Annotated in this window: 20 protein-coding genes; 12 read left to right on the top strand and 8 right to left on the bottom strand. The window is 73.9% G+C overall.

Going from position 1 to position 20,765, the window contains the following annotated elements; translation table 11 throughout:
• Positions 1-107: 107 nt before the first annotated feature.
• Positions 108-1,337, top strand: coding sequence for a mannose-6-phosphate isomerase, class I (gene manA / locus J5Y04_RS05300; protein WP_209410585.1), 1,230 nt, complete (start codon positions 108-110; stop codon positions 1,335-1,337).
• A 93-nt stretch (positions 1,338-1,430) separates the two neighbouring features.
• On the opposite strand, the gene J5Y04_RS05295 is transcribed toward manA, so the two are convergent.
• The 4 genes from J5Y04_RS05295 to J5Y04_RS41385 all read right to left on the bottom strand — a co-directional run bounded on the left by J5Y04_RS05295 (position 1,431) and on the right by J5Y04_RS41385 (position 3,947).
• Positions 1,431-1,607, bottom strand: a complete 177-nt coding sequence (locus J5Y04_RS05295; protein WP_209410584.1) for a hypothetical protein — start codon at positions 1,605-1,607, stop codon at positions 1,431-1,433.
• Positions 1,608-2,077: 470 nt separating this feature from the next.
• The gene (locus J5Y04_RS43440; RefSeq protein ID WP_209410583.1) at positions 2,078-2,623 is read right to left on the bottom strand and encodes a thioesterase family protein; all 546 of its coding nucleotides are present in this window, start codon (positions 2,621-2,623) and stop codon (positions 2,078-2,080) included.
• On the bottom strand, positions 2,620-2,949 hold the full coding sequence (locus J5Y04_RS43435) for a hypothetical protein (protein WP_209410582.1): 330 nt from the start codon (positions 2,947-2,949) through the stop codon (positions 2,620-2,622). The genes J5Y04_RS43440 and J5Y04_RS43435 overlap by 4 nt, the downstream gene beginning before the upstream one ends.
• A 653-nt stretch (positions 2,950-3,602) precedes the next feature.
• Positions 3,603-3,947, bottom strand: coding sequence for a helix-turn-helix domain-containing protein (locus J5Y04_RS41385; protein WP_307852937.1), 345 nt, complete (start codon positions 3,945-3,947; stop codon positions 3,603-3,605).
• A gap of 109 nt (positions 3,948-4,056) precedes the next feature.
• Here J5Y04_RS41385 and J5Y04_RS05275 point away from each other — a divergent pair, with 109 nt between their 5' ends.
• From J5Y04_RS05275 to J5Y04_RS05265, 3 genes are all read left to right on the top strand, one after another.
• Complete coding sequence (locus J5Y04_RS05275; RefSeq protein WP_209410580.1) at positions 4,057-5,043, top strand: zinc-binding dehydrogenase; 987 nt, start codon at positions 4,057-4,059, stop codon at positions 5,041-5,043.
• Positions 5,044-5,111: 68 nt separating this feature from the next.
• Complete coding sequence (locus J5Y04_RS05270) at positions 5,112-5,582, top strand: hypothetical protein (RefSeq protein WP_209410579.1); 471 nt, start codon at positions 5,112-5,114, stop codon at positions 5,580-5,582.
• Positions 5,583-5,739: 157 nt separating this feature from the next.
• Positions 5,740-6,141: a YciI family protein gene (locus J5Y04_RS05265; RefSeq protein WP_209410578.1), complete on the top strand. Its 402-nt coding sequence runs from the start codon at positions 5,740-5,742 to the stop codon at positions 6,139-6,141.
• 59 nt (positions 6,142-6,200) lie between these two features.
• On the opposite strand, the gene J5Y04_RS05260 is transcribed toward J5Y04_RS05265, so the two are convergent.
• Both J5Y04_RS05260 and J5Y04_RS05255 read right to left on the bottom strand, forming a co-directional pair.
• Positions 6,201-7,613 carry an FAD-binding oxidoreductase gene (locus J5Y04_RS05260; RefSeq protein ID WP_209410577.1) on the bottom strand — a complete coding sequence of 471 codons (1,413 nt, stop codon included), beginning with the start codon at positions 7,611-7,613 and terminating at the stop codon, positions 6,201-6,203.
• 325 nt (positions 7,614-7,938) lie between these two features.
• Complete coding sequence (locus tag J5Y04_RS05255) at positions 7,939-8,430, bottom strand: cysteine/serine endopeptidase inhibitor (RefSeq protein ID WP_209410576.1); 492 nt, start codon at positions 8,428-8,430, stop codon at positions 7,939-7,941.
• Between the two features lie 303 nt (positions 8,431-8,733).
• Between J5Y04_RS05255 and J5Y04_RS05250 the strand changes: the two genes are divergently transcribed.
• Complete coding sequence (locus J5Y04_RS05250) at positions 8,734-8,976, top strand: hypothetical protein (RefSeq protein ID WP_209410575.1); 243 nt, start codon at positions 8,734-8,736, stop codon at positions 8,974-8,976.
• A gap of 46 nt (positions 8,977-9,022) precedes the next feature.
• Here J5Y04_RS05250 and J5Y04_RS05245 read toward each other — a convergent pair whose 3' ends face one another.
• Both J5Y04_RS05245 and J5Y04_RS05240 read right to left on the bottom strand, forming a co-directional pair.
• The gene (locus J5Y04_RS05245) at positions 9,023-9,859 is read right to left on the bottom strand and encodes an SMP-30/gluconolactonase/LRE family protein (RefSeq protein ID WP_209410574.1); all 837 of its coding nucleotides are present in this window, start codon (positions 9,857-9,859) and stop codon (positions 9,023-9,025) included.
• Positions 9,860-9,879: 20 nt separating this feature from the next.
• Positions 9,880-10,356: an SDR family oxidoreductase gene (locus J5Y04_RS05240; RefSeq protein ID WP_209410573.1), complete on the bottom strand. Its 477-nt coding sequence runs from the start codon at positions 10,354-10,356 to the stop codon at positions 9,880-9,882.
• A 530-nt stretch (positions 10,357-10,886) separates the two neighbouring features.
• Here J5Y04_RS05240 and J5Y04_RS05235 point away from each other — a divergent pair.
• The 7 genes from J5Y04_RS05235 to J5Y04_RS05205 all read left to right on the top strand — a co-directional run bounded on the left by J5Y04_RS05235 (position 10,887) and on the right by J5Y04_RS05205 (position 20,743).
• Complete coding sequence (locus J5Y04_RS05235; protein WP_209410572.1) at positions 10,887-11,843, top strand: TauD/TfdA family dioxygenase; 957 nt, start codon at positions 10,887-10,889, stop codon at positions 11,841-11,843.
• Between the two features lie 95 nt (positions 11,844-11,938).
• On the top strand, positions 11,939-13,270 hold the full coding sequence (locus tag J5Y04_RS05230; protein ID WP_209410571.1) for an ROK family transcriptional regulator: 1,332 nt from the start codon (positions 11,939-11,941) through the stop codon (positions 13,268-13,270).
• 97 nt (positions 13,271-13,367) lie between these two features.
• Positions 13,368-14,954: an ABC transporter substrate-binding protein gene (locus tag J5Y04_RS05225; protein WP_209410570.1), complete on the top strand. Its 1,587-nt coding sequence runs from the start codon at positions 13,368-13,370 to the stop codon at positions 14,952-14,954.
• Positions 14,955-14,957: 3 nt separating this feature from the next.
• On the top strand, positions 14,958-15,902 hold the full coding sequence (locus J5Y04_RS05220; protein ID WP_209410569.1) for an ABC transporter permease: 945 nt from the start codon (positions 14,958-14,960) through the stop codon (positions 15,900-15,902).
• A 4-nt stretch (positions 15,903-15,906) separates the two neighbouring features.
• The gene (locus tag J5Y04_RS05215; protein ID WP_209410568.1) at positions 15,907-16,797 is read left to right on the top strand and encodes an ABC transporter permease; all 891 of its coding nucleotides are present in this window, start codon (positions 15,907-15,909) and stop codon (positions 16,795-16,797) included.
• Positions 16,794-18,398 carry an ABC transporter ATP-binding protein gene (locus tag J5Y04_RS05210; RefSeq protein WP_209410567.1) on the top strand — a complete coding sequence of 535 codons (1,605 nt, stop codon included), beginning with the start codon at positions 16,794-16,796 and terminating at the stop codon, positions 18,396-18,398. The genes J5Y04_RS05215 and J5Y04_RS05210 overlap by 4 nt, the downstream gene beginning before the upstream one ends.
• Positions 18,395-20,743, top strand: coding sequence for an arylsulfatase (locus tag J5Y04_RS05205; protein WP_209410566.1), 2,349 nt, complete (start codon positions 18,395-18,397; stop codon positions 20,741-20,743). The genes J5Y04_RS05210 and J5Y04_RS05205 overlap by 4 nt, the downstream gene beginning before the upstream one ends.
• Positions 20,744-20,765: the final 22 nt, after the last annotated feature.

Below are 20,765 nucleotides of genomic sequence, written 5' to 3'. Positions count from 1 at the left end.
GTAGGTCTCTCCCGTCTGCCGTCGGCCATCCCCACCTGCCGTTGACGACCCCCGTCTGCCGTCGGCCACACCCCCGCCTGCCATCAGCCGCCCCGGAGGGAACGCGCATGCCCGCAACCACCCGCCCCCCGTTCGCGCCGCTCGCCAATCCGGTCCGCGACTACGCCTGGGGATCCACGACCGCCATCCCCGCGCTCACCGGCACCGCGCCCACCGGCGGTCCGCAGGCCGAACTCTGGCTGGGCGCCCACCCGTCGGCGCCGTCCCTGCTCGACGACGGCGACGGGCCGCCGCGCTCGCTGGACGAGCTGGTCGCCGAGGACCCGGAGGGCCACCTCGGTACCGACACGGTGAAGCGCTTCGGACCGGAACTCCCCTTCCTCCTCAAGGTGCTGGCGGCCGAGCGCGCCCTCTCGATCCAGGTCCACCCCACCCGCGCGCAGGCCGAGGCCGGCCACGCCGCCGAGGAGGCCCGCGGCGTCCGGCCCGACGCCCCGCACCGCACCTTCCGCGACCGGGGTCACAAACCCGAACTGATCTGTGCTCTGGGCGACTTCGAAGCCCTCTGCGGGTTCCGCCCGGCCGCCGCCACCGCCCGTCTGCTGGACGAACTGGCCGTCCCGCTGCTCGCCCCCTGGTCCGCCGCCCTGCGCCGCCGCCCCGCCGGGGAGGTGCTGCCCGCGCTGCTACGGCACGTCCTGGCCGACGTCCGCCCCGGCCCGGCCGAGCTGGCCTCCCTCGCCGGGGCGCTCGCCCGGGTGGCGGACGGCGGTGGGCCGTTCGCGGCGGCCTGCGCCGCCTACGCGCGGGCGGCCAGGGACTACCCCGGCGATCCCGGCCTGGTGGCGGCACTGCTGCTCAACCACGTCCGGCTCCGGGCCGGGCAGGCCCTGTTCCTGGACGCCGGGGTGCCCCACGCCTATCTGCACGGCCTGGGCGTCGAGTTGATGGCGAACTCGGACAACGTCCTGCGCTGCGGCCTGACCGCCAAGCACCTCGACGTGGACGGCCTGCTGGCGGTGACGTCGTTCCGCACCGGCGAGCCCGGCGTCCTCACCGCCGCACCGGTCGCCGGGGGCGTCGAGGAGGTGTTCCCGTCCCCCGCCGCGGAGTTCCGCCTCTCCCGGCTGCGCCCCACCGGCACCCCGATGCGGATCGACCTGCCCGGCGCCCCGCAGATCCTGCTCTGCACGGCGGGCCGAGCCGTCCTGGGCGCCCCCGACGGCCGCCGACTGACCCTGAACGCAGGCGGGTCGGCCTACCTGCGCCCCGACGGCGGGCCCGTCCACCTCACGGGCACCGGCGCGCAGCTGTTCCGCGCCACCACGGGCGGCTGACCGGGACGGCCGCGTTCACCGGCAGGGCTCAACGGCATGGCCTACCGGCCGCGTTCACCGGCAGGACCCACGGGTCGCGCTCTTCGTCCGGGGTCACCGACCGCGGAGCTGGGCGGGCGCCACCGGGTCGGCCGACGGGAACGGGGTGCCCGTCCAGACGCCGATCACCTTGATCCCGGTGAGGAACACCGCACCGACCGCGATCACGCCGACGGTGACGTAGAGGGCGGCCTTCCAACCCCGTCCGGTCTGCTGAGAACTGCTCGTCATGATCCACAGCATGCTCCGCCGCAACCGGACGGCGCCTGAGTACCGGTACTCAACTCCTCCTGCGTGGAGTCGCCCGGCTTCTCCGGCAGGCCACCGGCGTGCACCGGCGTTCCCCGGCCGGGCAGCAGAACGGCTCCGCCGGGCCGGCGACCACGGGAGGCGCCCGCTCGATCGAGCGGCGCCACCCCTGCGGTGCGTCCCGGGCGGAGCCCCGGTCCCAGCGCGCCACGGACGGCGGCTCCGTTGCCGCCGTCGGCGTCACTGCTGTCATGGGTACTGCTGTTGCCGTCCCGTTCCCGGCGGCCTCGTCGATGCCGGCAGCGTCGTCGGTGCCGGAGGCCTCGTCGACGGAGGAGGCTCCGTCGGTCCGGGCGGCCCCGTCGGTGAGGACGGCGCTGTCCGCGGAGGCGGTCCTGTCGGGAGAGGCGGTCCCGTCGGCGAAGGCGTCGCCGTCGGTGAACGCGCCGCCGTCAGCGCGCCGAGGCGCGGCAGCGCCTGCGCGTGCGCTGCGCCGGGGCGGCCTGGCCCGCGCCGCGCGGGATGTTCACCGCCACCCGGTGGGCCGGCGACGGGGGCAGCGGGTCGGCCGCGGTCCCACCCGGCGCGAACGCTTCGAGGAACCGCCGCTCGGAGTCGCTGAGCGTGCGGGAGCGACCGGACTCCCGGTCCCGCGCGACCACCACGGTGCGTGCCCGCATATACGTCAGCGGATCGCGGCAGACATTCACCTCGACATGCGCGGAACTACGGCCGAGCCGTTCCACGGTCAGCCGCACCAGCAATGGCTCCGATGCGTGGTGGAGCTGCTCCAGGTAATCGATCTCGTGCCGTGCGATCAGGAATCCGGACGGGAAAAGGGATTCCCGGACGGCGACCGCGTGGTGGCGGAAGAGGTCGTAGATCCCCTCCTGGACGTAGGAGACCAGCCGGGCGTTGTTGATGTGCCCGTTCTCGTCGACGTCGCTCCACCGGGTGGGGCAGGTCAGGACATGCGCGTTGGAGTGCGACGCGCTCACTGCTTCTTCAGCCCGGCGTCGCCCTGGCCGCAGGCCGCGGCGGGCAGCAGCGCCCGCTGCAACCTGGCGTAGTAGACGGCGTGTTCGGAGGCCATCCGGGCGGCGGTCCACCCTTCCTCGGCGGCCTCGGCGGCGGCCTGGACGACCAGGCTGTCGAGCATCCCGTCGACGGCCCGGCAGAGCTCGGCCACCGCCGCCAGGCGCTCGGGCACGGCGACGTCGGCACCGTCGACGCCACCCCGGGCCGGGAACGCCGCGAGCGAGTCCACGGCGAGCCGCAGCTCGTCGACGGCGCCCGGCCGGATTTCCGAAAGGCAATTACGCACGGTTTTCTCCCGAAAGATTTACGGCATGATCGAATTCGTTCGAGTACGCCGGAGTGGTTGAGCGCGGATCGCGCACCCCCCGGTGCAACGGACGCTATCCCAGCCCGGCCATGTCATCGCAGGTTTACGGAGGCCAACGGGAAACTGCCCACCATTGGAGTAGTTTGCCGGGGCATAAAATCTGCCGCATCAGCCGAATGCCTCTCCCGGCGGTCACCCTGAGTGATCGCGGCTCGGCCGTCCCAACCGGTCCACCGGCGAGCCTTGTTCAGGCGCGTGCCGCGCAACACGCGGACGCCGTCCGGGCGGTGGAAGGCGAGCACCGAGGTGCACCGGGAGCACGGTCCGAGGTGGTCGGGGGCCACGGTGAGCAGCCGCCCGGTACCCGGCTCGTCGCCGGCGCTCTTCACGTCCCGTCCGGCTTCCGGCTTCCGGCTTCCGGCTTCCGGCTTCCGGCTTCCGGGCACACCGTGCGGGGCGGTGGACCGGCCTGCCGGCGGAGGATCCCGGACGGCCGACGCCACGCCCGACCTCGCGGGGCCCGCCACGGGACCGCCACCGGAAAGCCACCGGAACGCCCGACGTCGCGGCCCACCCGGGCGGCCCGGCCACGTCCGCTCCCGCAGGCGCCCGGCGGGCGGAGTCGGACCGTTCTAGGCTGCGGCGTCCTCGGTGCGGGCGTACGCGGCGAGGACGGCGTCGAGGAGGCCGGGGAAACGCTCCTCCAGGTCGGCGGCACGCAGGGCGGTGAGACGGCGGTTGGCCTCCTCGCGCTGCCGGACCACGCCCGCCTCGCGCAGCACCTTGAAGTGGTGGCTGAGGGTGGAGGGCGCGACGTCCACCGGGAAGGTGCCGCAGGCCCGTTCGGGTTCGGCGCGCAGGATGCTCACGATGGTCATCCGGGTGGCGTCGGACAGCGCGTGCAGCACGTCGAACAGGTCGATCTCCCCGGTCACGGGGTGCGCGAGCGGCGCCTTGCGGCGGGTGCTACGGGGCACGGACGGACCTCCCGGTCGCTCATGTTCGACAATCGTCGAAACTGCGTGGTACCAATGTGCCCGCAGCAATTTCGTAGTTCGTCGAACATCGTAGCTGAGGGGGCCCGACATGCGCGCACTGGTGATGACCGCACCCGGTGGAGCCGAGAACTCGGAGATCCAGGAGATCGCCGCACCGCAACCCGGCCCCGGCCAGGTGGCGGTCGACGTCGCCTACGCCGGCCTGAACTTCGTCGACGTGATGACCCGCCGGGGCGACGCCGCGTACGACTCCGGCTGGCCCCACCTGCCCGGCAAGGAGGTCGCCGGGACCGTCCGGGCGGTGGGCGAAGGGGTCACCGGCCTGGCCGTGGGCGACCGCGTGGTCGCCGCCCCGCCCGGCGGCGGCCTGGCCGAGGTCGTCGTCGCCGACGCCGCCCTCACCGTCCCGGTCCCGCCCGGGCTCGCACTGCGCGAGGCCACGGCCGCCCCGCTCGGCCTGGCCACCGCCATGCTGCTGCTGACCGACGCCGGCCGCTTCACCGCCGGGGACACCGTCCTCGTGCACTCGGCCGGCGGCGGCATCGGCAGCGCGATCGCCCAACTTGTGCCGCTGCTCGGCGGCGGCCGGCTGATCGGGACGGTGGGCCGCCCCGAGAAGGCCGCCGCCGCCGAGGCGTCCGGCTACCACCACGCGTACGCCCGCGACGAGCGGCTCCGCGAGGCCGTCCGGGCCGCCACCGACGGGCGCGGCGTCGACCTCGTCCTCGACCCGCTGGGCACCGAGGCCCTGGAGCTCGACCTCGACCTCGCCGCGGTGGGCGGCCGCATCGTCCTGTTCGGCAACGCGGGCGGCGGCGCCGTCGGCGCCCTGCCCCCGGTCTCCCGGCTGCTCGCCGGCAACCTCACTGTCACCGGCTTCAGCCACCGCGGCCTGGCCGCCACCGCCCCCGCCCGGCTGGGCCGGGCCGTCTCGCGGGTCGTCGACCTGCTCGCCGACGGCCGGCTCACCCTGCCCGTCACCGAGCTGCCCGGCCTCGCCGACGTCCCCGCCGCCCACGACGCCATGGCCGCCGGCCGCGCCACCGGCAAGTACGTGGTGCGCGTCGGGAGTTGAGCGACAGCCCCGGGGCGGCCGGAGGAACCGGTTCGACACCGCGCCGCCCCGGCCGGGAGACTGCCACGGTGCTGCTGACCTACATCGCGGAGATCGCGGACGAACCCCTGCTCCTGGAGCCCGACGACCGCCACCAGGAGACCGAGATCAACACCTGGTGGCTGAGCACCGGGGACGAGGACCGGCGGTCGCTGTCGGTGCCCGAGGTGGTGGCCGCCTTCGAGCGGACCGCCGACGCCCTGCGCGCCCGGATCCATGCCTCGGGCTACGCCGGGCCGGCCACGTTCTACGTCTGGCACGACGAGCAGGCCGGCCAACTGCGCCTCTCCACCGGCTCGGTGCCGCGCACCCGACTGCCGTTCGGCGGCGCGCACGTGCCGACCGACGACCTGGGGCCGGTCGTCGCCGCCTTCCTGGCCGACGACCTGCCGGGGATCGTCCTCATGGACGACCTCGAGCCCTGCGACCCCGACGCCCCGGAACCCGAGCTCCCGCCCTTCCCCGTCTGGGTCCGCGACGTGGGCACCGGCACGCCCTGACCGCCCGCCCACCACACGACGCCCGCCTGTCCGTCCGCCCGTCCGTCCACCACGCGACGCCCGTCCGCCCGCCCACCCGCCCGCACCCGGGCACGCCGCCGGGCGGCGTGCCGTGCACGTCCGTCCGCGTGTGGCGGGCCGGTGCGAGGATCGCCGCATGAAGTACATGGTGCTGATGTACGCCGACCCGGCGGCGACCGAGGCGATGTCCCAGGCGCAGCGGGCCGAGGTCTTCCGCCGGCACGAGGCCCTCCACCAGGACCTGGCGGGCACGGGCGAGATGCTGAACGGTGCCGGGCTGGCCTACCCCCGGGACACGACGACCATCCGGTGGCGGGCCGACGGGCCCGAGGCGGCGAACGGGCCCGGGGTGGCTGGGCAGGCCGAGGCGGCGAACGGGCCGCTCACCGGGACGGCCGAACAGCTGACGGCCTACTACGTCCTCGACTGCGCGACCCCGGAACGGGCGCGCGCGATCGCCGAACGGGTCCTCGACTTCCACGTCGTCGCGGTCGAGGTCCGGCCGGTCCACGACTCGTTCGGGATGGACGGCACCTGACCGACCGGTGGCGCAGCCGGCACCACCCCGGCCCGCACCAGCCCGGCCCGCAGCTCCCCCTACCCCCGCCCCGACACCACGTCCGCCAGGCGGGCGATGGGTGAGGTGGTGGGGCGGCCGGCCGACTCCTGGTGGTCGGCGGCGTGGTAGGCGGCGTACAGGGCGTGGACGCCGATCCACCGCAGCGGTTCGGGCTCCCAGCGGCGGACGGTGTGGCCGACCCAGGGCAGCCGGGTGAGTCCGGTGTCGCGGCCGAGGACGAGGTCGCGCAGGGTGCGGCCGGCCAGGTTGGTGGTGGTGACGCCGCTGCCGACGTAGCCGCCGGCCCAGCCGAGGCCGGTGGTGCGGTCGAGTTCGACGGTGGCGCACCAGTCCCGGGGGACACCGAGGACGCCGGCCCAGGCGTGGTCGATCCGGGCGCCGGCCGCGGCGGGGAAGAAGCTGTCGAGGACGGCGCGCAGCTGGCGGACGGTGGCCGGCTGGGTGGTGCCGTCGGAGTCGGTGCGCGAGCCGTAGCGGTAGGGGACGCCCCGGCCACCGAGGGCGATCCGGTCATCGGCGGTGCGCTGCGCGTACATGTAGGCATGGGCGAAGTCGCCGAGGACTTCGCGGCCCTCCCACCCCGCGGCCGCCCAGAAGGAGGACGGCAGCGGTTCGGTGGCGATCATCGCGGAGTTCATCGGCAGCCAGGTACGCCGTTCGCCGCTGAGACCGGCGGTGAAGCCCTCGGTGGCGCGCAGCACGTGGTCCGCGGTGACGGTGCCGTGCGGGGTGACGGCGCGGGCGCGGCGGCCCGGTCCGGCGGGGTGGATGGCCGTGACCCGGGTCTCCTCGTGGATGCGGACGCCGAGCGCCTCGACCACCCGGGCGAGTCCGCGGGCCAGCTTGGCCGGCTGGATGCGCGCGCCGTACGGCGTCCAGGTGCCGCCGAGGCCGCCCGCCACGCGGAGCCGCTCGGCGGTCTCGCGGGCGGTCAGCAGGTGGATGCGGTCGGGGCCGTAGGCGGCCTCCGCGGCGGCGAAGGACTGGAGCCGGGCGAGCTGGGCCGGGGTGCGGGCCACCTCCAGGACGCCACCGCGGACGATGTCCGCCTCGATGCCCTCGGCCTCGGCGGTGTCGGCCACCTCGCCGACCGCCTCGTCCATCGCCCGCTGCATGGCGGCGGCCGGGCCGGGCCCGTACCGGCGGGCGAAGGCGGACCGTCCGGCGAAGCCGTTGTAGAGCCAGCCGCCGTTGCGCCCGGAGGCCCCGTACCCGCAGAAGCGCTGTTCGAGCAGGGTGATCCGCAGCCCGGGCTCGGCCTTCTTCAGGTAGTACGCCGTCCAGAGCCCGGTGTAGCCGCCGCCGACGATGCACACGTCGGCGTCCGCGTCGCCGGGCAGTGCGGGCCTGGGCACGGGCAGGCCGCCCGGTGCGAACCAGAAGGAGACGCCGCCGTTGACGGCCGGGGTGTCTTCGCCGTTGCGGGCCACGGGAACCTGCTTTCGCTCGGTGATCTCCGGGGACGCTACGCCGCGCCCTCCCGCACGGACCACCACCACGCTGCCAGTATCCGGCTGCCAGGCCCTGCAACCTGTCAGGCCGCGTGGCGGCGGACGGGCCGGGCGCCCTGCCCCCCGCCCACCGCCACGCCCCGGGCCGTTGTGCGCCCGATTGCCGTGTGCTCTGCTGTGGCGTCTTGCTGTTGTGCGCCCGGTGTTCGTGCACCCGGTTGTCGTGAGTCCGGTTGTCGTGTGCTCTGCTGTCGAGCGCCTTGCTGTTGTGGCGTCTTGCTGTTTGTGCGCCCTGCCCCCGGTGCTAGCCGATCGTCGAGCCCTCGACGGGTGCGGACAGCGGGACGGTCTCGCCCGCGAACCCGGTCTTGACGAACTGCCACGTGAGACCGGTGAGCACGCCCTTGTCCAGCGGCGCGAGGCGGGCGAAGGCGGGCTGGCTCAGGTCGATGTGGGTGGAGTCGCAGGACGGACACTTGTCCCTGACCGGCACGGTGACGGTCTTGCCCTGGTAGGTCACCTTGACCGAAATCCCCTTGCACAACGGGTCGTTGTTCGGGTTGGCGGTGGTCCACCAGGTGTGCGAGACGGCGACCAGCATCTGGTTTCCGGCATTGATCTGGGTGCCGCAGGCGCCGAAGCCTGCGTCGTTGTAGTAGGTGGCCTTGCCGGTCATCGGCTTGTTGATCGGGATCGCGGCGCTGGCCGAGCCTGCGGTCAGGGCGATCAGCGCGGCGGCGGCGAGCGGCGCGCCGGCCAGGATGCGGGCACTCCTGATGTTCTTGACGACTCGCATGGTTCCCTCCGGTTCTTGGTGCGGACGGCATACCGAGCACGGGCGGGGCCGGGGACCAGCACCGGGGGGCCTGCGAGGTTCTCTGAGCAGGTCAATTCACCGGCGGTGCGGCGGAGTTCGAGTACGTCCGGCCCGCCCACGGGAGGACGCTATGCCGATCCGGCCAAAGCGGTCCAGACCTTTGAAGTGTTGTCATGAACACAAATCAGGATGCTTTACGAAAACGGCCGAAGGCGGGACGATACGTGACCGCAGGGCCGGTCGCGCGTTCTCAGGGCACGTTCCGCACCCCCAGGAGGCCCCGTGCAGCCCGCGCTCCGCTCCGCCCTCACCGCCGCCGCGACCACCGCCGCGACCACCGCACTCCTCGGCTCCGCCGTGACGGCCGGCCCGACCCCGGCGGTCGCGGCCGTCGCCGTGCCCGCCGCGGCACACCGGGAGGCCAACCAGGGCTACAGCATCCCGGTCGGCGCCGTCACCGACCTCGGCGCACTGCCCGTCCTCGGCGGCCTCGGGCTCGACTTCGCCCGCCTGCTGGGGCAGTGAGGACGGCGGTCACAGGCGGCGGTCACCCCCGGCGACCCGGCTCCGGTCACGTCCTCGCCCCGACCCCGACCCCGACCCCGTCGAGCGCGAACAGGGCACCGGAGAGCGGGTGTTCGTCCGTCCTGGCGGTGGTGATGTAGAGCGTGCGAAGGTCCGGGCCGCCGAACGTGCAGCTGGTCGCTCGCGGCGCCGGGAGCCCGACGCTGGCGAGCACGTGCCCGGCCGGCGAGAGGCAGTGGACGGCGGCGCCGCCCCAGAACGCCACCCAGAGGTTCCCGGCCGCGTCGAGCGTCATGCCGTCGGGGAGGCCCGGCAGGTGGGAGACGTCGAGTGAGCGGATGCGCGGGCCGACCGGGCCGTGCTCGGGGTACTCGTAGAGGTCGATCCGCCGCGTCGGGGTGTCGATGTGCCAGAGCCGGTCCGGCTCCGGCCAGGCGAGGCCGTTGGGGACGGACAGCCCGTCCAGGACGGGCCGCGCCGTCCCGTCGGCTTCCAGCCGGTAGAGCGGGCCGGGCCGCCACGGCTCCGACCGCTGCATGGTGCCGGCGACCGGGCGGCCGTACGGGTCGCAGGCGCCGTCGTTCATCCGGCGCTCCGGCTGGTCGGCCTCGACCGGGGCGAGCAGCGTGGTCCGGCCGTCGGCGGGGTCGAGCAGCTCGAAGCCGCGTTCGGTGGCGAGCACCGGCCGGCCGTCCGGTCGGAACATCAACGCCCCCGGGGTCACGTCGAGTCCGGTCCCGGAAACGCGGCCGTTCGACGGGTCCAGGGTCAGCAGGCGCCGGTCCTTGATGCCGATCCAGTACAGGCGCCGGGTGGTCGCGTCCCAGCGCGGGCCCTCGCCCAGGGCGAGGTGCGGGGTGTCGGCTACGGGTTCGGCACGCATGGGGCTTCTCCTCGGGGGTCTCAACGCAACAGGGCCTCGGGCAGCATGGCAGTCATCCCAGCGTCCACCGCAAGGCAGGCACCGTTGACGAAGGATGCATCGTCAACGGCCAGGAAGGCCACCACGCGCGCCACTTCGGCCGCGCTGCCGAACCGACCGAGCCGGCCGAGCGGCGCCGCGCGCAGCATGGCCGCGCTCGTCTGCGGGTCGGTTCCAGACGTGCCGGCTGCGCTCGACCGGGACGAACCCGGCGCGACGGCGTTGCACCGCACCCCGCGCGGCCCCCACTCGACGGCGGCGGCCCGGGTGAGCGCCGGCAGCGCGGCCTTGGCGGCGGCGTACGCGGCGAAACCAGGCACGGCGCCGAACGCGTGCGGGGAGGCGAGGTGCTCGCGGAGCTGCTCCGGAGTTTCTTCCGCTCCGAGAGTTAATAACTCCGACAGGGCCACAACAAGGTCGAATGCCGTCGTGAAGCCTGCCCGCCATCGTCCGGCCATCGGCCGCAACGGGGCGTCACACGACGGCAACACCCCTGCCCAGCAGGCAAAACAGCGATTGACAGCGGGCCTCGACGTTCAGCACGATGAGCGCCGAGCCCACTCGCAGCACGCCGGAAGGAGGGCCGATGACCACCGTTCGCCGTGTCCAGTGCCCTGCCTGTCTCCGCCCCTGCTGCGGCCGTCGCCGCAGCCGCTGTTGTCGCTGAACGCCCACCTGCTCAACGTCCAGGTGCTCAACACGCATCTGGCGCAGGTCCGCCCCTCTGAGCCCCTGAGTTCCTGAGTCCCTGACGACCCGACCCGACCGGATCGGACCGGACCGAACCGGACCGGACCGGATCACCGCACGGTGACCCGCCGCGCCCTGACGTCCATAGGCACCCGCCCCTCCCGTCAGTCGCGCACTCCGCGCAGCGCCGCCGCCCTGCCGCACACCCGCACGGCCGGCGCGCACCCTGCCCTGCCCGAACACCCGCCTGCTCCCGGCCGGTTACGCCGGACAACCACGCGAAAGCCGAGGTACCACCATGACCACCGCCCTCACCGAACTGCGCCTCACCCCCGCCGCCGGCCGGATCGGCGCGATCGTGCACGACGTCCGCCTCGGCGGCGACCTGCCCGCCGAGACCGTCGCCGCCCTGGAGGCCGCCCTCCACGCGCACAAGGTGCTCTTCTTCCGCGGCCAGGATCACCTGGACGACGCCGAACACGAGGCGTTCGCACGCCTGTTGGGCCAGCCGGTCGGTCACCCGACCGTCCCCAGCGCCGACGGCCGCTACATCTTCGAGCTGGACGCCACCAAGGGCGTGCGCGCCAACAACTGGCACACCGACGTCACCTTCGTCCCGTCCTACCCGAAGGCGTCCATCCTCCGTTCGCTGGAGCTCCCGCCGGCCGGCGGCTCCACGGTCTGGGCCAACACCGTCACCGCCTACCAGGACCTCCCCGAGCCGCTGAAGGTGCTGGCCGAGAGCCTGCGGGCCGTTCACACCAACGACTACGACTACGCCGCGAGCCTGGCCCTGAAGCCCGAACTGGCCGACAACGCCGAGGTCGCCAGGCTGTTCCGCCAGGTGTTCGTCTCCACCGCGTTCAAGACCGAGCACCCGCTGGTCCGCGTCCACCCGGTGACCGGCGAGAAGACGCTGCTGCTGGGCGCCTTCGCGCAGCGGATCCAGGGCGTGTCGGGAGCCGACAGCCGGGCCCTGATCGCGCTGTTCCAGCGGTACATCGAGCGTCTGGAGAACACCGTCCGCTGGGAGTGGCAGGTCGGCGACGTGGCGATCTGGGACAACCGCGCCACCCAGCACTACGCCGTCAACGACTACGGCGACGAGCCGCGCCTGGTCCGCCGGATCACCCTGGACGGCGACCTGCCGGTGGGCGTGGACGGCACCCCGAGCCGCCTGCTGGAGCCGGCCGAGCCGCCGAAGGTAGCCGGGCTCGTCCCGGCCGAGGAACTGGAGGCCGCCCTCCAGGCCTGAGCGCCGGCCGGCCGCCCCCGCCGAGCCTCACCGAAGCCCGCCAAGGCCCCACCGAACTCCCGCCGATCGCCCCTGGCCACCCCGAAAGGCCTCCGATGCCCGACACGCTCGCCCACCCTGCCCTGCCCCTGGGGGATGAACGGCGTTTCGGTGACGACCGGCGCCTCGGTGACGACCGTCGGATCGGTGACGACCGGCGCCTCGGTGACGACCGCAGGATCGGGGACGACCGCCGGGACGTCAACGCCGCCGCCGTCCTGCGGGCCGTGCTCGACCACGGCCCGATCGCCCGCAGCCGGGTCGCCGCGCTCACCGGGCTCAGCGCCTCCGCGGTGTCCCGGCAGGTGGTGGACCTCGTACAGCTCGGACTGCTGTGCGAGCGGCCCGAGTTGACGGGCGGCGGGGCGGGCACGGTGGGCCGGCCGCAGGTGCCGGTCGACGTCGACACCGGGCGGCTCGCGGTGGCCGGCCTGCACATCGGGGTGCCGTACACCACCTTCTCGCTGCTCGACCTGCGGGGAAACGTGCTCTACCGAAAGGAGTTGAGCAACCGGGGACGCACCGGGCACGCCGTGCTCCGGCCGCTGCTGGAGCGGCTGCCCCGGCTGCTCGCCACCGTGCCGGGCGGCCGGCGGGTGGTCGCGCTCGGCGCGGTCACCGGTGGCACGGTGGACCCGGAGCGCGGGATGACGGTCCGTCACGACCCGTTGCAGTGGGAGAACATGCCGCTGGGCGACCTGTTGTCCCGGGCCTCCGGACTGCCGGTCCAGGTGGACAACCACGCCCGGGCGCTCACCCAGGCGGAGATCCTCTTCGGACACCCGGCCGCACGCCGCTCGATGGTGCAGCTCTTCGTCGGCCACGTGGTGGACGCGGCGCTGGCGGTGGCCGGCACGGTCCACCTCGGACCGGCCTCGGCCACCGGCGACGTCGCCCATCTGCCGGTGCCCGACAGCGACGCGCTCTGCCACTGCGGCCGGCTCGGCTGTCTCGCGGTCGCCGCCTCGGACACCACCCTGTTCGAGGCGGCGGCCGCCGACGGGATCACCGCCCGGCCCGACCGCGCGGAACTGATCGCCGCCGTCCGGGCCGGCGACCCGCGGGCCGACCGCCTCATCCGCCGCCGGGCCGAGATCGTCGGCCGCGCCCTCGCACTACTGGCGGACGTCGTCAACCCCGACCTGCTGGTGCTCACCGAGACCTTCGCGGTGCTCGACCCGGCCTATCTGGACGTGGTCCGCACCGAGTTCGCCCGCCGCTCCCACCTGCGACGGGACGCCGACCTGCTGATCGCCCAGAGCCGCGGCGCCGACGCGCTCGCGGTGGCGGCCGGCGCGGCCGTCCTGGGCGTGCTGTACGCCCGGCCGCTGCACGCGACGACCGTCGCCGCGAAGGCCTCCCCGGTGGGCCCGGGGAAGCCGCTCTGACCCCCCGGGCGCACCCCGAGAACACCCGCCCCCCGCCAAAACACCTGCCCGCCCCGACCTCCGCCCGACCGCACCCGCCACCCTCCGAAGGACCGCCATGACCGCGTTCACCACACCCTCCGCCCCCGGCCTCTCCCGCCGCGCCCTGCTGCGCGGGGGCCTCGCCGGAGCCGGCCTGCTGACGCTGGCGGCCTGCCGCTCGGCCGCGGACACCGCCTCCTCCGCCGCGAGCGGATCGGCGGGCCCGCGCCGGGGCGGCGTCCTCACGGTGGGCACCGGCGTCGACTTCACGCCGAGCCTGCTCTTCGCCCAGAGCGCCAACACCCTCGTCCAGCGCCTGGTCTTCAACACCCTGACCAGATACGACGACAGGCTCCAGCCCCAGCCCGAGCTCGCCACCTCCTGGCAGCTCGCCGCCGACGGCACCGGCATCACCCTCAAGCTGCGCGAGGACGTGCTCTTCCACAGCGGCCGCAGGTTCACCGCCGACGACGTGGTCTTCGCGGTCAAGAACCTGCAGAACCCCGCCCGTTCGGCCCAGCTCCGTTCGACGGCCGCCACCGTCACCGACTTCCGCAAGAACGGCGACTTCGAGCTGACCCTCGTCCTCGCCCATCCGGTCAGCAACCTCTTCGACCTCTTCGAGTTCATGATCATCCCGGACTCGGCCACCGTCGAGGACGCCGTCGCCGGCACCAGGCTGGTCGGCACCGGGCCGTTCACCCTCACCGAGCGCAAGCCCGGCAGCTCGATCACCTTCGCCCGCAACGAGAAGTACTGGAACGCCGGCCGCCCCTACCTGGACGGGGTGGAGATCCGGATCGTCCCGCAGGCCGAGTCGCTGCTCTCCTCCCTCAAGACCGGCCAGACCCACCTCTCCTACAGCGTCCGCGGCAAGGACGTGGCGGCCCTCAAGAGCGACCCGCAGTTCCGGATCAAGCAGTACGACACCGGCTCCGGCGCCTACTACATCGGTGCCAACCTCACCGCCGAGCACGTGAGCGACAAGCGCGTCCGGCAGGCCATCGCCTGGGCCGTGGACCGCGACCGGCTGGTGCAGCAGGCGCTCGGCGGCTACGGCACCGTCTCCTCCGTCCCCTGGCCCAAGTCCTCGCCCGCTTACAGCGAGGCCGGCGCCGGCCGCTACAGCCACGATCCGGACAAGGCCCGGGCCCTGCTCAAGGACGCCGGCCTCACCACGCTCACCCTGCCGTTCGCGCACTCCAACGAGCCCGGCGCCACCGCGATCGCGCAGATCCTCCAGTACGACCTCAAGCAGGTCGGCATCGAGACGGTGCTCCAGCCGACCGACTCGCCCACCATGCAGAAGCAGCTCATCTCCCAGACCATGCCCGCCCTCTGGACGCTGAGCCACGGCTTCGCCCAACTCCACCCCGCCACCCTCGCGGTGAGCGCCTACCCGTTCAACGAGGCCAGGAACAGCTCGCACTTCAGCTCCCCCGCCTACACCGACGTCGTCCAGAAGGCCTGGAACCGGCCGGACAGCGACAGTCCCGAGGCCAGGGCGCTCTACCAGCAGATCACCGACGTGCTGCTGGACGAGGAGTTCGTGATCGACCTCGCCATCGCCGGCCTGGTCGAGGTCGCCGGCAGCAAGGTCCGCGGTGTCGACCTCAACAAGTTCGGCTACCTCAACCTCGACGACTCCTACCTGACGGCCTGACCGATGCGCACCTTCCTCCTCAAGCGGCTGCCCTCCGGACTGCTCGTCCTCGCCCTCGCCTCCTTCCTCGTCTTCCTCGTCCTCCGGCTGATCCCCGGCGACCCGGCCACCTCGCTGGCCGGCCCCGACGCCGGTCCGGAGGCCGTCGCCGCCATCCGCTCCCGGCTCGGCCTCGACCAGCCGCTGCTCTCCCAGTACGCCGCCTGGCTCGGCCACCTCGTCACCAGGGACCTCGGGCCCAGCTACGCGATCGGCGGGCAGGTCGCCGACCTGATCGGCAACGGCCTCGGCGCCACCGTCCAACTCACCCTCGGCGCCCTGTTCCTGGTGATCGTGATCGCGCTGCCGCTGGGCGTACTCGGCGCCACCACCCGGCGCCGGCCGGTCGCCACCGCCGTCCAGACGTTCACCACGGCCGTCCTGGCCGTGCCCCCGTTCGTCACCGGCGTCCTGCTGGTGCTGCTCTTCGCGGTCACCCTCGGCCTGCTGCCGGCCGGCGGCCACGAATCGCTGCTCGACCAGCCGGACCTCGCCGTCCAGTACCTCCTGATGCCGGCCCTCTGCCTGGCCCTGCCGAGCGCCGCCGTCCTCGCCCGCTACCTCAAGGACGGCATGGAACGCGCCCTCGCGGAGGACTACGTCCGCACCGCCACCGCGCTCGGCGTCTCCCGCCGGCGGATCGTCTGGCAGCACGCGCTGCCCAACGCGCTGCCGCCCGCGATCACCGTGCTCGGCCTCCAGGTCGGACAACTCATCGCCGGAGCCGTCCTGGTGGAGCGGATCTTCGCCTGGCCCGGGCTCGGCCAGCTGATCGAACAGGGCGTGATCCGCCGCGACTACCCCGTCGTGCAGGACCTCCTGCTGCTGATCGTCGCCGTCTACGTCGCCGTCCAGCTGTTCACCGACCTGGTGTACGCGTGGCTGGACCCCCGGATCCGGTGGGAGTAACCCGATGGCCACCCCAACCACCCCAACCACCCCAACCACCCCGACCACCCCGGCCGCCGGCCCGCCGCAGGCCGCCGCCCGGCGCCGCAACCGCTACCTGGCCGGCCTGCTCACCGTCCGCGGCCTCACCGGCCTCACCCTGGTCGGTGTGACCGCGCTCGCCGCACTGTTCGCGCCGCTGCTCACCGACCTCGACCCGAACGCCCAGAGCGCCCTCGCCCTGGCCGGCCCCAGTGCCGAACACCCCTTCGGTACCGACGACATGGGCCGCGACCTGTTCAGCCGGGTACTGCACGGCATCGGCACCGACCTGGCGATCACCTTCGGCGCCGTCCCGGCCGGCGCCCTGCTCGGCTGCTCCTTCGCCCTGCTCGCCGCCTCCTCCCGCTGGGCCGACCTCACCGTCCAGCGGCTCTTCGACCTGCTGCTCGCCTTCCCCGGTCTCATCCTGGCGCTCGCCGTCACCGCCGTCCTCGGCCCGGGCCGCTGGCCGGTGCTCATCGTCATCGCCCTCGCCGAAATCCCCGGCTTCGGACGGCAGTTGCGGGCCGGCATCCTGGTCCAGCGGGAGCGCGAGTACGCACTCGCCGCCCGGGTCGGCGGCGCCTCCCGGTTGCGGGTGCTGCTGCGCCACGTCGTCCCCAACGCGGCCGACCCGCTGATCGTGCAGACCGCCGTCGCGCTCTCCATCGGCGTCTTCATCGAGGGCGCGATGAGCTTCCTGGGGCTCGGCGTCCGCCCGCCCGAGCCCACCCTCGGCTCCATCCTCAGCCAGTCCGTCGCCTACCTCTCCAGCCACCCGGCCTTCGCGGCGGCCCCGCTGGCCGCCACCACCGCCCTCGTCCTCGGCTTCACCCTGATCGCCGAGGCCCTGAACAAGGGGATCCGCCGATGAGCCGCCCGGTCCTGCGCGTGACCGACCTCACCGTCGAGTTCGACGGCACCACGGCCGTCGACGGGGTCGGCTTCGAGCTGGCCGCCGGGGACACCCTCGGCCTGGTCGGCGAGTCCGGCTCCGGCAAGTCCACCACCGCGCTGGCGCTGCTGCGGATGCTGCCGCCCGGCGGGCGGATCACCGGCGGCACCGTCGAGCTCGACGGGCAGGACCTCGCCACGCTGCCCGAAGCGGGCCTGCGCGCGCTGCGCGGCCGACGGATCGCCATGATCTTCCAGGACCCGATGTCCTCGCTCAACCCGGTGCTCACCATCGGCAGGCAGCTCGACGAGGCACTGCGCGCACACGGCACCGCGGGCAAGGCCGAACGGGCCGCCCGGTCCGCCGAACTCCTCGGCCTGGTCGGCATCCCCGACGCCACCGCCCGGCTGCGCGACCACCCGCACCAGTTCTCCGGCGGCCAGCGCCAACGCATCATGATCGCGCTCGCACTGGCCAACCGGGCCGAGGTGCTGGTCGCCGACGAACCCACCACCGCCCTCGACCCGACCGTTCAGCAGCAGATCCTCCGACTGCTCGCCCGGATCAACCGGGAGACCGGCACCGCGCTGGTGGTGATCAGCCACGACCTCGGCGTGATCGCGCAGACCTGCCGCCGGATCCTGGTGCTGCGCGACGGCCGGGTGGTCGAGCGCGGCGGGACCGACGACGTCCTGGCCGCGCCCCGGCACCCCTACACCAAGCAGCTGCTGGCGGCCGTGCCGCGGCTGGACGCGCCGTCCGAGGCGGCTGCCAACAGCACCCCCGGAGCCGAACCGCTGCTCACCGTCACCGGGTTGGGCAAGACGTACGGTCCGCGCCGGCGGGCGGTCACCGCGCTGGACGGCGTCGACCTGGTGCTCCACCCGGGCGAGACGCTCGGGCTGGTCGGCGAGTCCGGGTCGGGCAAGTCCACCCTGGCACGCGCCCTGGTCCAGGTGCACGCCCCCTCGGCGGGCTCGATCCGGTTCCGCGGACGGGAGTTCGGGCGCGGCGGGGAGCGCGCGGCCCGCCGCGAGGTGCAGATGGTCTTCCAGGACCCGTACGCCTCGCTCAACCCGCGGATGACCGCCGGCCAGATCATCGCCGAACCGCTGATCGCCCACGGCCTGGGCGACCGCGCGGCCCGGGACCGGCGCGTCGCCGAACTCCTCCGGCAGGTCGGCCTGGAGCCGGACGCGGCCGGCCGGCAGCCGCGCTCCTTCTCCGGCGGCCAGCGCCAACGCATCGGCATCGCACGGGCCCTGGCCCCCGAGCCGAGCGTGCTGATCTGCGACGAGCCGGTCTCCGCACTGGACGTCTCCGTCCAGGCCCAGGTGATCGAGCTGCTCGCCCGGCTGCAACGCGAACTCGGCCTGGCCGTCCTCTTCATCGCCCACGACCTCGCGGTGGTCCGCCAGGTCAGCCACCGCATCGCGGTGATGCACCGCGGCCGGATCGTCGAGACCGGCCCGGCCGACCGCGTCGTCACCGCACCCGAGGACCCGTACACCGCCGAACTCCTCGCCGCCGTACCGCGCCTGGAGTCCGCCACCCGCCTCACCACCCGGAGCCACGCATGACCAGCACCACCGACCCCCGGCCGGCCGACCCGCACCGGCGCGACCCGTACGCCGGCTTCACCGGCACCGTCGGCCGCACCTTCGGCGCCTCCACGCCCGCCTGGCCCGAACGCGTCCGCCCGCGCGAGGGGGCGCCCAACATCGTCGTCGTGCTGATCGACGACATGGGCTACAGCGACATCGGCCCGTTCGGCTCCGAGATCCCCACGCCCACCCTCGACCGGCTCGCCGCGAACGGGGTCCGGCTGGCCAACTACCACACCATGCCGCTCTGCTCACCCGCTCGCGCGGCCCTGCTCACCGGCCTCAACCCGCACCGGGTCGGCTACTCCTTCGTGGCCAACGCCGACCCGGGCTTCCCCGGCTACGGCATGGAGGTGGCCGGCGACATCCCGACCCTCGCCGAGCTCCTGCACGACCAGGGCTACGCCACCTACGCCGTCGGCAAGTGGCACCTCACCCGCGACTCCGCCTCCAACGCCGCCGACAGCCGCGCCAACTGGCCGCTCCAGAAGGGCTTCGACCAGTACTACGGCGTACTGGAAGGCCTCACCAGCCTCTTCCACCCGCACCAACTCGTGCGCGACAACAGCCCCCTGGACATCGACGAGTTCCCCGAGGGCTACTACTACACCGACGACATCACCGATCAGGCCATCGCCATGGTCAAGTCGCTGCGCGCGCACGACGCGGAGAAGCCGTTCTTCCTCTACCTCGCGCACAACGCCGTGCACGGCCCGCTCCAGGCCAAGCCGGCCGACCTGGCCCGGCACAAGGGCCGCTACGACGGGGGCTGGGACGAGCTGCGCGAGGCCCGCTTCGCCCGCCAGCTCGCCGCCGGCCACTTCCCGCCCGGTACCGAGCTGCCCGAGCGCAACGGCGAGGCCGGCTACGACGTCGGCCCGTGGGACGAACTCAGCGCCGTCCAGAAGAAGTTGTACGCCCGGTACATGGAGGTGTACGCGGCGATGGTCGACAACGTCGACCAGAACCTCGGCCGGCTCACCGACACCCTCGCCGCGCTCGGCGAACTCGACAACACCGTCATCGTGTTCACCTCCGACAACGGCGGCACCGGCGAGGGCGGCGCCGAGGGCACCCGCAGCTACTTCAGCCGCTTCGTCCACCACCCGGGCCTGCCCGAGGACTGGAACCCCGACGTCGAGCGGGAGATCGAGCTCATCGGCGGCCCGCAGAGCCTGGTCCACTACCCGCGCGGCTGGGGCATGGCCTCCAACACGCCGTTCCGCTTCTACAAGGGCCAGACCTACGCGGGCGGCGTCCGGGTGCCCTTCGTCCTCTCCTGGCCGGCCGGGCTGCCGCGCACCGAGGGCGACACCGGCGTCCGCCCGCAGTACCAGTACGTCACCGACATCCTGCCCACCCTGCTCGAACTGGCCGGCGTCGAGCGGCCGTCGGAGCGCGGCGGGCAGCCCGTGCAGTCGCTCGACGGCATCAGCTTCGCCCCCGTCCTGCGCGCGCCGCAGGCCCCCTCCACCCACCCCGAGCAGTACTGCGAGATGACCGGCAACCGCAGCTACTACCGGGACGGCTGGAAGCTCGTCACCCTGCACCGCCCCGGCGCGCCCTACGACGACGACGAGTGGGCCCTCCACGACCTGCGCACCGACCCCACCGAGATCCACGACGTCGCCGCCGAACACCCCGGACTGGTCAAGGAACTGGCCGCCGCCTGGGAGGCCGCCGCCTGGCGCGACGGCGTCTTCCCGCTGGCCGACGGCAGCGGCGCCCTCGCCCTGCGCGGCCCGGAGGCCGAACGGCTGCGCCGTCCCGTCACCCTGCTGGCCGGCACGCCCGAGCTGGAGCGGTACCGCTCCTCCCGCCTGATCTCCTTCCGCTCCTTCACCGTCGAGGTCGAGCTGGACCACCACGGAGCGGACGACCAGGGCGTCCTCGTCTCGCACGGCGACCAGGGCGGCGGCTACAGCCTCTACGTCGAGGACGGCCGGCTCCGCCTCGCCTACAACCAGTACGGCGAGCTGGTCGAGGCCGACGGCGGCCCGGTGGCACCCGGCGCCCGCCGGATCACCCTGGAGGCCGCGGCCGTGGCCGGCCTCAAGTGGGAGTTCCGCCTGCTGGTCGACGGCGTCGAGGGCGGCCGGCTCGGCCCGGTCCACCAGCTGATCGGCATGGCCCCGTTCCAGGGCATCAGCGTCGGCGTCGACCGCAAGTCCCCGGTCTCCTGGCCGGTCTACGAGCGCCACCGCTCGTTCCGCTACACCGGGGCCCTGCGCGCCGTCACCTACCTGCCCGGCGAGCCCGCCCCGTACGACCCCGAGACGGTCGCCCGGGCCCTCCGCGCGGCGGCGGCCGCCTTCGAGTAGCCGAGCGGGCCCCCGGTCGGCC

This window comes from Kitasatospora sp. RG8, from assembly GCF_017813315.1.
GTDB lineage: Bacteria > Actinomycetota > Actinomycetes > Streptomycetales > Streptomycetaceae > Kitasatospora.
The sequence above is the reverse complement of the archived record's forward strand: the minus strand, read 5'-3'. Positions and strand labels throughout refer to the sequence as shown.